The sequence below is a fragment of the Halobacteriovorax marinus SJ genome, from assembly GCF_000210915.2.
Classification (GTDB): domain Bacteria; phylum Bdellovibrionota; class Bacteriovoracia; order Bacteriovoracales; family Bacteriovoracaceae; genus Halobacteriovorax; species Halobacteriovorax marinus.
Genome location: NC_016620.1, coordinates 1,124,546 through 1,139,262 on the forward strand (window position 1 = coordinate 1,124,546; position 14,717 = coordinate 1,139,262).

Annotated in this window: 14 protein-coding genes; 10 read left to right on the forward strand and 4 right to left on the reverse strand. The window is 37.7% G+C overall.

The window, feature by feature from the left end; translation table 11 throughout:
• Positions 1-61: 61 nt before the first annotated feature.
• The 5 genes from BMS_RS05590 (at position 62) to BMS_RS17585 (ending at position 4,900) form a co-directional block, all read left to right on the forward strand.
• The gene (locus BMS_RS05590; protein WP_014243826.1) at positions 62-1,111 is read left to right on the forward strand and encodes an alkene reductase; all 1,050 of its coding nucleotides are present in this window, start codon (positions 62-64) and stop codon (positions 1,109-1,111) included.
• Between the two features lie 81 nt (positions 1,112-1,192).
• Positions 1,193-2,179 (forward strand): GTP 3',8-cyclase MoaA, encoded by a 987-nt coding sequence (moaA, locus tag BMS_RS05595; RefSeq protein ID WP_014243827.1) that lies wholly within the window; start codon positions 1,193-1,195, stop codon positions 2,177-2,179.
• A 3-nt stretch (positions 2,180-2,182) separates the two neighbouring features.
• Positions 2,183-3,238, forward strand: a complete 1,056-nt coding sequence (moaC, locus tag BMS_RS05600) for a cyclic pyranopterin monophosphate synthase MoaC (RefSeq protein ID WP_014243828.1) — start codon at positions 2,183-2,185, stop codon at positions 3,236-3,238.
• A complete protein-coding gene (locus BMS_RS05605) occupies positions 3,235-3,477 on the forward strand; it encodes a MoaD/ThiS family protein (protein WP_014243829.1) in 243 nt (80 codons plus the stop codon). Before moaC ends, BMS_RS05605 begins: the two co-directional genes overlap by 4 nt.
• Position 3,478: 1 nt before the next feature.
• Entirely contained in the window at positions 3,479-4,900 is a 1,422-nt protein-coding gene (locus BMS_RS17585) for a ThiF family adenylyltransferase (protein ID WP_014243830.1), read from the forward strand.
• Here the strand turns inward: BMS_RS17585 and BMS_RS05615 are convergent.
• On the reverse strand, positions 4,850-7,051 hold the full coding sequence (locus BMS_RS05615) for an OsmC domain/YcaO domain-containing protein (protein WP_044557329.1): 2,202 nt from the start codon (positions 7,049-7,051) through the stop codon (positions 4,850-4,852). The genes BMS_RS17585 and BMS_RS05615 overlap by 51 nt on opposite strands.
• Positions 7,052-7,247: 196 nt before the next feature.
• Between BMS_RS05615 and BMS_RS05620 the strand changes: the two genes are divergently transcribed.
• Positions 7,248-9,392 carry a patatin-like phospholipase family protein gene (locus BMS_RS05620; RefSeq protein WP_014243832.1) on the forward strand — a complete coding sequence of 715 codons (2,145 nt, stop codon included), beginning with the start codon at positions 7,248-7,250 and terminating at the stop codon, positions 9,390-9,392.
• Between the two features lie 2 nt (positions 9,393-9,394).
• Here BMS_RS05620 and BMS_RS05625 read toward each other — a convergent pair whose 3' ends face one another.
• On the reverse strand, positions 9,395-9,703 hold the full coding sequence (locus tag BMS_RS05625; protein ID WP_014243833.1) for a hypothetical protein: 309 nt from the start codon (positions 9,701-9,703) through the stop codon (positions 9,395-9,397).
• Between the two features lie 131 nt (positions 9,704-9,834).
• On the opposite strand from BMS_RS05625, the gene BMS_RS05630 reads away from it, so the two are divergent.
• Genes BMS_RS05630 through BMS_RS05640 form a run of 3 tightly spaced genes read left to right on the forward strand, consistent with a single transcriptional unit; the run spans position 9,835 to position 12,468 of the window.
• Positions 9,835-10,386, forward strand: a complete 552-nt coding sequence (locus tag BMS_RS05630) for a hypothetical protein (protein WP_014243834.1) — start codon at positions 9,835-9,837, stop codon at positions 10,384-10,386.
• A 1-nt stretch (position 10,387) separates the two neighbouring features.
• Positions 10,388-11,152 carry a sulfite exporter TauE/SafE family protein gene (locus BMS_RS05635; RefSeq protein WP_014243835.1) on the forward strand — a complete coding sequence of 255 codons (765 nt, stop codon included), beginning with the start codon at positions 10,388-10,390 and terminating at the stop codon, positions 11,150-11,152.
• 56 nt (positions 11,153-11,208) lie between these two features.
• Positions 11,209-12,468 carry a type II secretion system protein gene (locus BMS_RS05640; protein ID WP_014243836.1) on the forward strand — a complete coding sequence of 420 codons (1,260 nt, stop codon included), beginning with the start codon at positions 11,209-11,211 and terminating at the stop codon, positions 12,466-12,468.
• On the opposite strand, the gene BMS_RS05645 is transcribed toward BMS_RS05640, so the two are convergent.
• The gene (locus BMS_RS05645; protein WP_014243837.1) at positions 12,465-13,433 is read right to left on the reverse strand and encodes a tRNA dihydrouridine synthase; all 969 of its coding nucleotides are present in this window, start codon (positions 13,431-13,433) and stop codon (positions 12,465-12,467) included. The two genes, BMS_RS05640 and BMS_RS05645, sit on opposite strands and share 4 nt — an antisense overlap.
• 177 nt (positions 13,434-13,610) lie before the next feature.
• Between BMS_RS05645 and BMS_RS05650 the strand changes: the two genes are divergently transcribed.
• On the forward strand, positions 13,611-14,153 hold the full coding sequence (locus tag BMS_RS05650) for a hypothetical protein (protein ID WP_014243838.1): 543 nt from the start codon (positions 13,611-13,613) through the stop codon (positions 14,151-14,153).
• Between the two features lie 24 nt (positions 14,154-14,177).
• Here the strand turns inward: BMS_RS05650 and BMS_RS05655 are convergent, their stop codons facing one another.
• A complete protein-coding gene (locus BMS_RS05655; RefSeq protein WP_044557331.1) occupies positions 14,178-14,711 on the reverse strand; it encodes a YaeQ family protein in 534 nt (177 codons plus the stop codon).
• Positions 14,712-14,717: the final 6 nt, after the last annotated feature.

A 14,717-nucleotide genomic window follows, 5' to 3' on the forward strand; every position in this document is an offset into this window, starting at 1 on the left:
ACTTGTGTTTACTCAAGAATAATATTATTGTTAGATGAATATCAAACAATGGAGTAGTTTAATGAGTGCACTATTTAATCCCCTAAAGCTTGGGAGTATTACCTTGGCCAATAGAATAATCATGGCCCCTTTGACTCGTGCTAGGGCTACTGAGACGAGAATTCCTAATGATTTAATGGCCAGTTATTATAGAGAGAGGGCCCGCGCTGGTCTGATTCTTACTGAAGCAACTTCTGTGACACCTATGGGAATAGGGTACGCAGACACACCTGGAATTTGGTCTAAAAAGCAAGTTGAGGGATGGAAGAAAATTACAAAGGCCGTTCACGATGAAGGCGGGAAAATCTTTATGCAACTTTGGCATGTTGGAAGAATTTCTCACTCAAGCTTCTTAAACGGAGAAAAGCCTGTAGCACCTTCTGCCATAAAGGCGAATGGACATGTTTCTCTAGTAAGACCGATTACTGAGTACGAAACACCGAGGGCGCTTGAGATTGATGAAATTAAAGAAATTGTTGAGGCCTATAAGCAAGGTGCTATCAATGCTAAAGAAGCTGGCTTTGATGGAGTTGAGATCCATGCCGCCAATGGATATCTCATTGATCAATTCTTACAAGATTCAACAAATAATAGAGAAGATTCCTATGGTGGTTCAATTGAAAATCGCTCACGCTTTCTCTTAGAAGTTACCGATGCTGCCATAAGCGTTTGGGGTGCAGATCGCGTTGGAATTCACCTCGCTCCAAGGGCCGATGCTCACGATATGGGTGACTCTGATCTTCTAGGTTTATTTGGCCATGTTGTTAAGGAGTTGGATAAGAGAGAAGTTGCCTTTATTTTCACACGTGAATATCAGGCAGAAGATAGCTTAACTCCAAAACTTCGAGAGCTCTTTAGTGGAGTCTTTATTGGAAATGAGAAATATACTCGTGAGATGGCAGATCAAGCAATTGAGAGCGGCCTCGTCGATGCAGTTTCTTTTGGACTACCTTTTATCGCGAACCCTGATCTTGTAAAGAGATTTGAGATAGGGGCTCCTCTTAATGAGGTAAACCCTGAGACCCTCTATGCAAAAGGCGAAGAAGGTTATACAGATTACCCACACTTATAGATGAACTAAGGGAATTGCCATGCGCACAATTTGACACGGTGGCAATTCTCCTTCTCTAGATATTGACTACTGGTCTAGTCCATGAAAAAAAGTCTTTTTACTTCAATTGAGACTCCAGAGGTCAACTTGAATACTTTAGTCGACTCCTATGGGCGAAAGATTCGAAAATTACGCATATCTTTGACCGATAAATGCAATTTACGTTGTCATTATTGTATGCCCCTAGATGCAACCTTCATGGATGAGCAGAGATACTTATCTGTTGATGAGTACGCGCAGGTGGTTGAAGATCTCTGTAAATTTGGTCTTGAGGAAGTCAGAATCACTGGAGGAGAGCCACTACTTCGAAAGTCGTTTAAGTCTTTAGTAGAAAAAATTGGAAGTTTGCCACTAAAGAAAATAGGGCTGACGACAAATGCAGTTCTTCTACATAAGTATATTGAGGATCTTTGTGAATATAGAGTTCATCATATCAATATAAGTCTCGACTCTCTTAATGAGGATCGCTTTAATAAGATTACTCGCTCAAAGAACTTCAAGAAAGTTCTCGAAAATATTAGTCTCGCAAAGTCCGCGGGATTAAATATTAAAATTAATACTGTTCTTATGAAAGGTGTTAATGATGATGAGATTTTTGATTTTATAGAGTTTTCTAGAGAGTTGGAAATTCCAATTCGCTTTCTAGAATTTATGCGCATTGGCCACGGCAGACAAGAGCAAGAAGATCAATTTATTTCTGCCCCTGAGATTATAAAGAATATAAAAAAGAAATATGAAATGAACTTGATCTCAAGTGAAATCGATTCTACCTCAGTTAATTACAGATTATGTAATGGTGCAGAGATTGGATTTATCGCTTCAGAGTCTATGCCATTTTGCGGACATTGCTCTCGCTGGAGACTTTCCTGCGATGGAATTATTAAGGCCTGTCTTTTAAAGAGTGAGGGCCTATCTATTAAGGGACTTGAGAGTAAAGAGAGAGAAGAAGTTTACTATGAACTTCTAGGTATGAAACCCTTTCTAAGACCAAAGGAAGTTTCACATCAAATGAATTCCATTGGAGGATAGTAAGTGCTAACACATATTGATAAAAGTAATCTTCCTTCTATGGTTGATGTATCAGAAAAAGAGAACTCAATAAGAGTTGCCAGTGCTATAAGTTCAATTCAATTACCTGAGCAAATGAGAGATTACTTTACAGGTGATGATTTTAAACTAAAGAAAGGTCCCGTTTTTCAAACGGCGATTATTGCGGCGACTATGGCCGTAAAGAAGACACACGAAACAATTCCTCTATGCCATCAAGTTCCTATTGAAAGTTGTAAGGTGAATATTGAAGTTAATGACGACCTAAGAGTTGATGTTACTTGTAAAGTTCGAACAAGCTACAAGACTGGAATTGAGATGGAGGCCCTTCACGGGGCCATGGTCGCATGTCTGACTATTTATGATATGTGCAAAGCCGTTTCTCATAATATGGTTATTGGTGAGACGAAACTTCTCTCTAAAAGTGGAGGCAAGAGTCCTGTGCTCAATAATGTAAAAGGGCTTATTCTCACTGGTGGAAAGAGTTCTCGGATGAATAGAGATAAGGCCCTAATTGAATATAAGAATAGGCCACATGCTCTCTATCTAAAGTCTCTATTAGAGAAGTATTGCGACGAAGTTTTTATTTCGAGTCGAAAAGGACAATGGGATGGAACTCCACTAGAGAGTGAGAAGCTTCTCTTTGATGATGAGAAGATGACTGGTCCAGTGGCAGGAATGCTTGCGGCCTTTAATCGCGACCCAAGTGCTAATTGGATTGTGATTGCTTGTGATCTGCCTTATATCAACGAGAGTACGATTGAGACTCTCATTGAAAATTATGATCCTAGCAAAGTCGCAGTATCTTTTAAAAATAAGGAAAAAGGTTTTGCCGAGCCTCTGTGTACACTCTACACCAATAAGGCTAGAGAAGTTTTTGAGAAGGCCTATCTTGAAGATACAAGATGTCCAGTAAAGGTACTTAAGTCGGTGGAAACTATCGCGCTAGAGCAGAGAGGGAAAATCAACCTCTCTAATATTAATACTCCTACAGAATACCAAGAAGCAAAAGAATTCTTGGCAAAAGGAGAGTCGATTTGAAGAATATATCGATACACTACTTTGCTATCTTAAGAGAGAAGAGAGGTGAGTCAAGTGAGAGTCTTCAAACCGAGTGTCAAACTTATCGCGATCTCTTTATAGAGCTTGATAAGAGCTATAGCTTTGATCTACCTATTTCTATTATTCAAGTGGCCGTGAACGATGAGTACTCTCTAATGGAGAGAGAAATTGTTGACGGTGATAAGGTCGTCTTTATTCCACCTGTGGCGGGAGGGTAATTTGTTCTCTTTAAGTGAAGTTGCCATTGATAGAGATCGCTGTTCGAAAGAGCTTGCTGATCAATCCGCAGGTGCCCTTGTTAGTTTCGAAGGTTGGGTGAGAGATAATAATCAAGGTCATGAAGTAAAGTCTCTTGAGTACCAAGTCTATGAAGAATTGGCCCTTAGTGAAGGGCAAAAGATTATTACTGAGGCTAAGGAAAAATTTAATATTAAAGATGCTCTTTGCTACCATCGCCATGGCCATCTTCACCTTGGAGAGATCGCAATTTGGATCGGAACAACTGCCACTCACCGTGATGACGCCTATAAAGCTTCTCGCTATATTATTGATGAAATTAAGCTTCGCCTTCCCATGTGGAAGAAAGAACATTATTTAAAAAGAGAGGCCAAATGGGTCTTTTGTAGAGATCACCACACTCATGTTCATTTTGAAGAGTCTGACTATTATTTTCGACAAGAGAAACTCGTTGATCAATCGAAACTAAAGAATGCGAAAGTCGTAGTCATTGGAGCAGGAGGTCTAGGATCTGCAGCACTACAGGCCTTAGCCGGTGCAGGTGTTGGAAGTCTCAGCATTTATGATCACGATAAAGTCTCTATTAGTAATCTTCAAAGACAATTCTTATACGGAACTAGTGATGTTGGAGAATTTAAAGTTGATATCGCTCTAAAAAAACTTAGAGAACTCAATCCCTTTATTAATCTCAACGCTATAAATAAAGCTGTCAGTGAAGAAAATATTCTAGATATTATTGCTGAGGGTGAGTTGATCTTGGATTGCACTGATAACTTAAGGACAAAGTTCTTAATTCATGATGCTTGCTTTAAGCTCTCTAAGACATTAGTGAGTGCAAGTATCTATAGAGGTGACGCCATATTAAGGGCCTTTGACCCTAAAAGAAGTCTTGGTTGTTTGCGCTGTCAATATGAGGAAACACCAAGTGATTCACATATTGGAAATTGTAATGACTACGGTGTTCTAGGGGCCAATGTTGCAACTATCGGTATGATGATGAGCTCTGTGGCCATTGATCTTTTAAATAAAGGTGAGAGCCATGCCCTAGAGAATTCTCTTCTCATCAACTTGGGAGAGCTGAGTATTCAAAAAGTTGTTAACTTTAAAAAGTTTGATTGTCCCGTTTGTCTTGGTGATGTTGAAATTGTGAATCTTGGGCTTGAAGTTAGTGGTGATGAGATTCTAGATAGAGCTATGACAACTCTTGATATTAGAGAATTAAATGAAATTGAAGATATTAAAGTTGAAATAGAAAAGTGTGATGGAGAAGTCGCCCTTTATTGCCACAGAGGATTTCGCTCTCTAGAGGTCGTAAAAGGACTTAGAGAGCAAGGTGTGAAAAGAGTTTACTCTTTAAGAGGTGGCGCCAGTACTTTGGTGAAACCGACTTCTTGCCACCTGTAATTTATTATAGCTCTCAACTAATCGCTGATGTTTATCAATATTGGTAAGTTCTATACTTGTTTCTTCAAGCCCAAAGAATTTAACCTCAGCGCTCACAGTTTCTAGTGCTTCTCTTACAAGTACTTCACCATACATCTTAGTTAAATTCTCAGTATAGTCTTCCATATCGAGTTCTTCATCAATTGCTATATCTAAGACTATATTAAGAATTTGATAATACTTCTTTCTATCTGGCGCATATTCATTAAATTGGTTGAGAATATCTACATTGAACTTTGCCTCTTCTAGATTTTGAAGAGCAAGATTAATCATAGCTTTTAATTCTCCAACCACAAGTTGTCCCCAGTTGGAGACTTCATCAAATGCAACGCCTATAAGTTCACTTACTGGTTGATGATCATCTAATTCATACTCTTCTAAATCTTCTAATAACTCTTGAAGTTTTTCTTCACTTAGTGAGTGTACACTTAGGATTCTCTCTCTAAAGTCGTTACCTTTATTATGATTATCCCAAACCAGGTCTTCTGCTTGATAAATTTCAGAATAGTCAGGTACGAGAATTCTACATGCACAGGCACCAAGTTCTTGGTAGTCAGCGATATAAACTTCTTTATCTAGATCCTTTAGAATAGACATGAGGTAGTGATATTCTTCCTCTGTTGACCCTTTTAAGTCCCAGTGAACAAATTCAAAGTCTGATTTCGAACTAAAGAATTTCCATGAGACAACCCCAGTAGAATCTATAAAGTGATCGACAAGGTTATTGTGCTCTTTGACTGCAAATTCATTGAATGTCGGAAGCGCGATATCGTTCATTCCTTCAAAACTTCTTCCTTGTAGAAGCTCTGTTAAACTTCTCTCTAGTGCCACTTCAAATTTAGGGTGTGCTCCAAAAGAGGCAAAGACTCCGCCTGTTCTTGGATTCATTAGAGTGACACACATGACTGGAAACTTTCCTCCTAGAGAGGCGTCTTTTACGAGAATAGGGAAGCCTTGCTCCTCTAGTTTCTTAATTCCTTCCAAAATTGTTGGGTACTTTTCAATGATCTCCATTGGAACATCTGGTAGGGCCATTTCATTGGAGATAATATCGTTCTTAACTGCTCTCTCAAATATTTCAGATAAGCATTGAACTCTTGCTTCATAAATCGTATTTCCAGCACTCATCCCATTACTTACAAAGAGATTACCAATGAGGTTTACGGGAATATATACTGTCTCTTTGTCCGAGTTTCTAGTGAATGGAATGGCGCAGACACCGCGCTCTTTATTTCCAGTATTAGTATCAACGAGGTGATGAGCTCTAAGTTCACCGTCTACTGAGTAAATATCTTTAAGGTAATCATCCATCAGACCTTCGGGCATTTGTCCATTGGCCTGAAGCTTGAACCATTTTTCATCAGGGTAGTGAGCAAATTCTGCTTGTGCATTATCGGCACCAAGGTAGTAATCGTTGTAGAAGTAGTTATTACTAATTCTCTCTAAGTATTCACCAAGAGCTGAGCAGAGGGCCGAGTCCTTGGTTGAACCCTTACCATTGGTGTAGCATATTGGTGAGTCCGCATCTCTAATATGAACTGACCATACATGGGGAACAGGATTTCTCCACGACACAATTTCTATATTAATACCTAAGTCTTTTAGAAGAGCAGTCATATTTTCAATAGTCTCTTCTAGTGAGCAGTCCTTACCAAGGATCATTGTCTGAGTTCCGGCTGCACTTTCAGTTTCGTAGTTTAGGGAATTATCTTTAGAGAGAGAGTCAGTAACTTCAATTTTAAAATCGATTTCATTTTGGATGACTCGCTTAACAGTACAGCGATCCATAGAGCGAATAATTCCCTCTCTATCTTTTTCACTAATACCAGGAGGAAGTTCAGCTTGGATTACAAAACTCTGCTTATATCTATTCTCAGGATCAACAATATTTTGCTGACTAATTCTAATATCTTCTGTTGGGATAGATCTCGCTTTACAGTAGACTTTTACAAAGTAGGCTGCACACATGGCCGAGGATGCCAGAAAATAATCAAAGGGTCCTGGAGCAAGTCCGTCACCTTTGTAGCGAACAGGCTGGTCAGAAATGATTTTATAGTCATCGAAGCTCGCTTCGAGTTTTAGATTGTCTAGGTAGATTACATTTACTTTCATGGGCAAGATATAGCAGTAAGTAGCGAGAAATAGAAGAGTTTAAGGTGGTCGTGAAAAAACTATCTGTGAAGTTAGTTAGCACACCGAATAGCTTACTCTCATTACTATAAGTAATTGAATTTAGGGTTTAAAAAGCGTTAGAAATAAAGCAAAATATATTGATAAATCTTTTTAAAATTATGAACTAGGGCATAAATTGAAAACTGTTCTCATATTATCTTTTTTTCTTATTCTCTTATCTAACTCGGCACACGCCAAAACAGCGATTACGACTTCTGGTGGAGTATCACTTGGATCGTATAAAGGCGGATTTCTCTACTATTTAACAGAGTTTATTAAGAGCAACCCAAAACATGTTCAGATCTCTCATATGGCCGGAGCCAGTGCCGGTGGTATCAATGCAATTTTCGCTGTGGATACACTTTGCTCTAAGAAGTCTTTTTCTAAGGAAGAGAGCCTCTTTTGGAAAGTTTGGGTAAATACTGGAGTCAATCAATTATTTGACCCTGAAAAGGTGACTCCCTTAAGTGTCTTTCACCGAGAGGGGATGGACCCCTATATAAATGAACTTAAGGAGAGGTTTAAAAATGGATACTCCAAAGATTGTAATCTTACGATAGGTATACCTGTAACTAGTAAGCATCCATTTAATATGATTGACCACGAGAAGGTTTACTTTCCAAGCTTAAGAAACTTCTTTGTCTTCACTATTTCAGGAAACGGAGAAGGCAAGCCTGTGAGTTTTAGAAATAGAATTATTAAGGGCACTACTAAGAATCAATTACAGCTTCCATTTTCAGATGACTTTAATCAAAATTATGACCTAATAAAGAAAGTCATGTATGCCACGAGTGCTTTTCCTGTCGCCTTTGCTCCTGTTAAGATCCCCACGTGTAAGAAGTCTGAATCAAATTGTAGCGCAGAAAACTCACAGGAGAGTACTTTCTTTGATGGTGGGGTTTTTGATAATAACCCCTTTAGCTTAACGAATCAGATATCAGAATTACTGTATCCTAAAACTTATAAGAAGTTTGAATACTATTATCTAAATTCATCGAACCACGCTTTTAAGGAGCTAGACACCTCAAGTATCAATGTAGAGGAGAAAGAAAATCTCTCGAGCATGATTGCAAACTCCCTAAGCGATTTAATAGCAGTATCTAGAATGTCTGAAGAGGCGACCTTCTTAAAAGATAATCTCGATGTGATTGAGCGCTCAATTGTCCCTACAACTCTTTTGCCTCCAATGAGCTCTCCTTTATATGCTTTTATGGGGTTCTACGATATAGACTTTAGAAAGTTTGACTATGAGCTGGGTATGAATGATGCCCACGAATTTGTGAAGAAGAAATATAAGAGCAAAGATATTCGATTCCCATCATTAAATAATACGGCCCTTCACAATTGCTTTGAAATGATTCGAAAGAGCAGTAAGGAGGCCATCGATAAATGTGAAGAAAACTTCCCTGAGCTTGATGAAAATCTTCAAAAGATTTTTCAACTCGAAATATTTAGGGCCCATAGATTTTGTAAGAACCTAAATGATAAAGAAGGACGTTTTAAAGATCTATGTAAGTTCTATGGACTAAGTGATCAGGCATATACAATTATTCCAAATCTTCCTAAAGGACTTGATACACCAACAAAGAATAGCGAAGGCGAAGAAAGTGAGGTTAATTACATTCTTCGTGTCTTAGATACTCTGAAATTTAAATATACAGATCTAAACTTAAATTCAAGCTTTCATGTAGATGGAGTAGAGAAAGTTTATCTCTCTCAGCGAAGAATGCTCAACGCTTTTAAGAGAAAACAACCCTCTCAGGAAGCTGCTATGATTGGTGTTATAGAAACTTATCTTCTTCAGAACCTAGACTATATTCCACCTAGTGATTTACTGTATTTCAACTTTGGTAATACACTTGAAGTTGGAATAAAGAAGAATTATCCAACTTTTTCAAAGAGCGTGAACTTTCAAGCTTCTTTTTACTTCTTAGATTATTATACATTTCTTGGATCGGAAGCTGATAATATTGCTATATCTCCCACTATCGGAGTGAGCATCTCTCCTCGAATTTTTCACCATGATAATTATCGTTTGAGTTTAGGTATTCAATTAGGATATCAATTTTCTTCCCGTGATGGGTATGGTGGAGAGGATTGTCGAATTTCTGATTATAGAGTTAAGGGCTCTTATTGTAGTGGTGATTTAGCAATTCTCTATGTCGCGGCAGGGATTTTTGATCGTGTTAATTTAAAATTTGGATATATGATTCACAAAGAAATAGGACCTGTCTTAGATGCTAAGACAGGCTTTCTTATGATTGGTTATAATTTCTTTTAGAATTAATTACAGATTTCTTTAACTAGGTTTAGCTCTTCTTTGGCCTGAAAGAGTTCTTCTTGAGTCGTCATACCGTATTCATATGATCTCTTTGCGTAGTCGTAAAGATCCTGCTTTAATCCAATCTTTGTATTACACATAGACTTTTTAGAAAGTTCTTTATTCAGGTTACAATCAACGGCCTTCGCTACGTCTATCTGGCTCGCAAGTCCAACTCTGTATTCGTTAATTTTCTGATCAACGCTTTCACAAGCTAAGATATTTGAAGTTGAAATTAGAGCAATCGATAGTGCAAGAAGTGTATTTTTCATTTTGAATCCTTATTTAATTTATTTAAGGAATAAATATAGAATTAGATGCCTTAAAGATAGGTATATTGAAATAAATACAAAGGATAAGCTTATACAAGTACAAACTCATTTTTGAATGTTATCTGGAAGTTATGAAAATTATTATCTTTTATCTTTGTTTTTTATTTAGTTTCAACTCACTAAGTGCTTCTACAGGTGAAGTTCTCTACTTCAACTATAGTGAATACTATCAGGATGCTCCATACGAAGTTAATTACTGCCATAAGAATCACGCTAAATTACTTCGTTATCTAAAGAAGAAAGGAGCAGATTTAGCGGAGATTAAAGTTCTCATAATCCAGCAGGATAGAACAAGAACTCGTCTTGAGCCTCAAAATGGCCGCTTCGATAATTCCTATGCTTGGCATGTAGTCCTTTTACACGATGGTATTATTTATGATTTAAATGCCGCCTATAGTGATGAAGGAATAGAGCTTGCTGACTACTTCTCTTATACTTTAGGTTACGATACTTTGGACTCAGATATTCTTCTAAGAGTATATGAGGGTGACTTCTTCTTTTCTTATTTCTACTATCCAGATGGTAGAGAGAGAATCTATAATCCAGGTGACTTTGTTAAAAAGTTCTTATCAACAGAGGCCCTTAGTCCTCTCATTCAGGCATCAATGCTAAAGTGGTTTTAATTTGGATTTAACACTCTTAGATTCATTCCTTATATTTATCTTTGTGAGTTTTGCTGGCTTTGTTGATTCAATTGCTGGAGGTGGTGGTCTGATTACGATTCCTACCTATATGGCGCTTGGAGTTCCAAGTCATCTAATTCTTGGAACTAATAAATTAGTGAGCACTAGTGGATCTACAGTTGCTGTTTTTAGATATATTAAAAGTGGAGTTGTTGATTTTAAAGTCATTGGTTACGGTATTTTTCTCGGTTTGATTGGTTCAAGTATTGGAGCTAATCTTGCTTCATATTTAGATAAAAAGAATATGACGTATATTCTTATTGCAGTTGTTCCCATTATATTTATCCTTAATAACTTTAAAGATAGAATTCTAAAGCATGATGATTTCTCTCTTACAAATAAGCAGCTCATTATCCGCTGTTCTTTAATTGGATTTATTATTGGTGGTTATGATGGTTTCTTTGGGCCTGGAACAGGGACATTTTTGATCGTGGCGATGGTGCTATTTCTAAATTATGGACTCCACCAAGCTTCTGCCAGTGCTAGAATGATTAATTATACCAGTAATATATCCGCTTTTATTATTTTCCTCTCAAAAGGTCTAATAGCATGGGAAGTTGCCACTATCGCAATCTTTGCCAGCATGTGCGGAAACTTCTTAGGTAGTAGTTTTGTAGTGAAAGGAAACGTAAAAGTTATTAAAACTGTCTTTAATTTTGTACTGTTAGGGCTTCTTGCAAAATCAATTCTAGATTTATTCTCATAATCCCTTTTATCAAATTGGTAGAGCTGTTAAAATATTCTCTAATATCGGGAGGATAAATGCTTAAAAATGAAGGTGGATTTTCACTTGCACAAGTTATTGTTGCGGCAGGACTTTTAGGAGTTCTCTCTCTTGCTTTTATGCAATTAACAAAGAATATGGGCCAACAGCAGAACTTTGCGCAGTCAAAGAATGATGAGCTAGAGTTAGCGACTAATATTAGAATGCTTTTAAACGATGAGCGCTATTGTAGAGTGAGTCTTGCTGGAAACGGAGAAAAGGGAGCACCAGATTCGCCGGTCACTTTTAGAAAGTCATCAAATGATGAAGATGGTGAAGGCCTTGATATAGCGCTTTATACTTCTAATGTTGATGGAACTACAAGAGTTCAAAAGAAATTTAATGGCCAAAATAATCCTGGTAGTGACGATAAGAGTAAGTATGGAAAGGTCACTATTAAATCTATAAAACTTATTTTTAATAATCCCAATGGAGACGGAAATCTTAATTGGGACTATGAAGATTCTGCTTCTACTAATGATGTTGCCATCGTTCGAGTTGTGACAGAGAAGAAAATTTCGGCGACTAAGACGCGAACAATGACTGATGATTACGATATTGTCGTAAATACTGCCACTGGGCAGACTCCCGAATCTACAGGGGTGAGCCGAATTATCTCTTGTAATAGTGAAGCTCTCTCAAAAGTGAATGAAGATTATTACTATCCGATAAATTGCTCTATGACACTTGCCCATAGTGATAGTGGAGGCTCTTATCGAAGTGCTACTTTAGATATGAGTAGTGGTGGTTTTATTGGAGTAAGGCTAAGAGGTGATGTTAATAGTGATGACCGCTTTAGGTTGGCGGCCAATTGTGGCAGTGGTGGAGATCTTACAGATTACTTTAAAAGCTGTCAGGTTGGATTTGGTTGGAGAGATGCCACTGATAATGGTTCATCGGCCAATAGCTCTCCACTAGGCTCTAGGCAATACAATTTTAACTTTGGCTCTTCCGCAACTTTACAGACTGGTGGAGATGTTAATGAAGATGATTCTTTCTATTACAGAATGCGCTGTCCTGATGGATCTAATGAAGAAGTAAACTCTTATGTAAAACAGAAATGCCTTATTTGTATGGGTCATACGGATAAGTGGTATTCCTCTCCTGAGAAAGCATCTTGTAAGAAAATTCAAAATATGGGTGACAATAGTTGGGGGAGGATTATGACCTCTGGTGATGTTGGTGCAGATGACGCTCTCTTCTTAGGATTTTTCTGTGACGGAGAGTTCGCACCTATTATTAAAAATTGGGGAATTTAATTTAAGACCTCATCAGAGATTTCCTGATCTAGGGCCCAGTCAATGACATTATGAAATTCGTCGATTGACTTGGCCTTCTTTATTTTCTTGTACACCTTTCTTTCATCAACAAATATGTCTTTAAAATAGAGCCAGTGCTCTCTCATTCTCTGTAGATAATCGGATTTAGCATTTTCTCGACTGAGGTACTCTTCACTCATCAACTTATGCATTTTTATAAATAGTGCTCTATATTTTTGTTCATTATATTCTTCACCTCTAATTTGTGACAAAAGTGCTGGGTTGGAAAGGGCAGCACGGCCGATCATCCATCTCTTAATTTGAGGGAAGCGCTTAGAAATATTTTCAAAATCACTAGGGGTCTTGATATCTCCATTATAACAAGGAGTGTACTTCAGCAGGGGAAGGCACTCTTCAAATCCATCGAGGTCAACAACTCCTTTGTAGAGTTGCTTTCCTAGTCTAGCGTGAATTGTGAAATCTTTAATATCTAGAGCATTGATAATTGGGATAATCTCTTTGATTTCATCTTTTGACTCTCTTCCGAGCCTAATTTTCACACTTAGCTCTAGTGGACACCTTTCTTTTATCTCTGTCAGGAGCTTTTCTACACGCCCAGGGTGTAGCAGAAGTCCTGATCCCTTTGTTCTATTGGCCACCATTGGATAGGGACAGCCCATATTGAGATTGACCTTTTGTACGCCTAAGTCCTTAAAGTGCTTTGCTGCATGTATGAATTGATCAACTTCTTTAGTGAGGATCTGAGCGGTTGTAGGAATGAGGTTCTTAGTAAAGAGGGAGTCTTCCAATTGTCTCTTATTAAGCTCACCACTTTCCTTAGTCACAATATAAGGAGAAATAGAGGAGTCTGCTCCTCCAAAGGTCTGCTCGAGAGCATTTCTCAAAATATAATTTGTGACGCCCCTTATGGGAGCAAGCACTAGGTGGTGGTCTGCTTGATACATAGAGAAGAGCTATAATTAAAGTGATTCTAAGTCAATTGACTTAGTGAGTAATGTAAGATTAGTTTTTGTGAATAAAATTTTTACCAACGCAGCGTTTCAGCCCTGTATAAATAATGCAGACTAAATTATCTTCTGCTAACATTTTAATATAGTTAATTTTTTCAATGGATTAGACAAATGAGAATGATTCTTACTTTACTTTTTGCCCTATCTTTTATGAGCCCTGCTATGGGGATCACTGAGTCTCTTTACCATAAAGTTTCAGATGGAAAGTATCATAAAGATGGAAATTTAGAGATTAAAAAGCACGAAGCATTTAACGACGGATTTCTTGTAAATATTGATTATAAATTAAAGCCTAAAGGTTTAATTGGAAGAATCCTTAAGAAGTATATGCAAGGTTCTTATATACTCTCATTTCCAAGCATGATGTCTACTGAGCAAGGTTACTACGACCTTAAAGACTTTGGGCCAATTGATATTGCCAATGAAGATAAGGTGGCAACAATTAAGTATATTAAGCAGATGGACAAAGATGGATATAAGGATGCTCACGTTGTTGAGATCAGATCTAAGTCCACAGTGAGTAGAGATTATCCAGAAGGTAAGTGGCACATGCTTCTTTACTATCATCCTTCTATTCACTCTCTAGGAGTGTTTAGAACAGAGATCTTCTATCACGGTAAATATAGCTACGAAATTGTTTCAAAGCTCAAATAGTTAAGGTGCCTTCGGCACCTTTTTTTATTTCAATTTTTCTACTTTCAAAGAAATCATGACATCATCACTTGATAAGTACATTGAATCATCTTCAATAGTACAGCTAAGTTGCATGCTCTTCTTACATAGAGAGTCCAACTCGATATTGGATTCATTGGAAATATAGTATATGGCGAGATTTTTAAAAGAGAGTTTTGCTTTAAGCTTTTCGAACCACTCTTGATAAGTATTGGTATTGAAAGTATAGACACTAACTTGGCGAGCTTTGCCTTGGGCCTGCTTAATTCGCTTTAGCGTTGGCTCTCCCATCTCTATCCAATGGAGAATTTCTCCCGTTAAGGACCTCTCCCAGATCTCAGGCTCTTCTGTGGTACTTAAGCCTCTAGTAAACTCTAAGTTCTCTGAAGCATTTAAAAGGAAGCAGAGAAGTCTTTTCATCATTCTCTGCTCATTTTCTGAAGGGTGCATGGCCATAGTTAGTGAGTAGTCCTCATAATGATTATGACTCAGATTTGATAGGCTTATATTTGCTTTATATATAGTCGCACTAAGGGCCATGGGCAC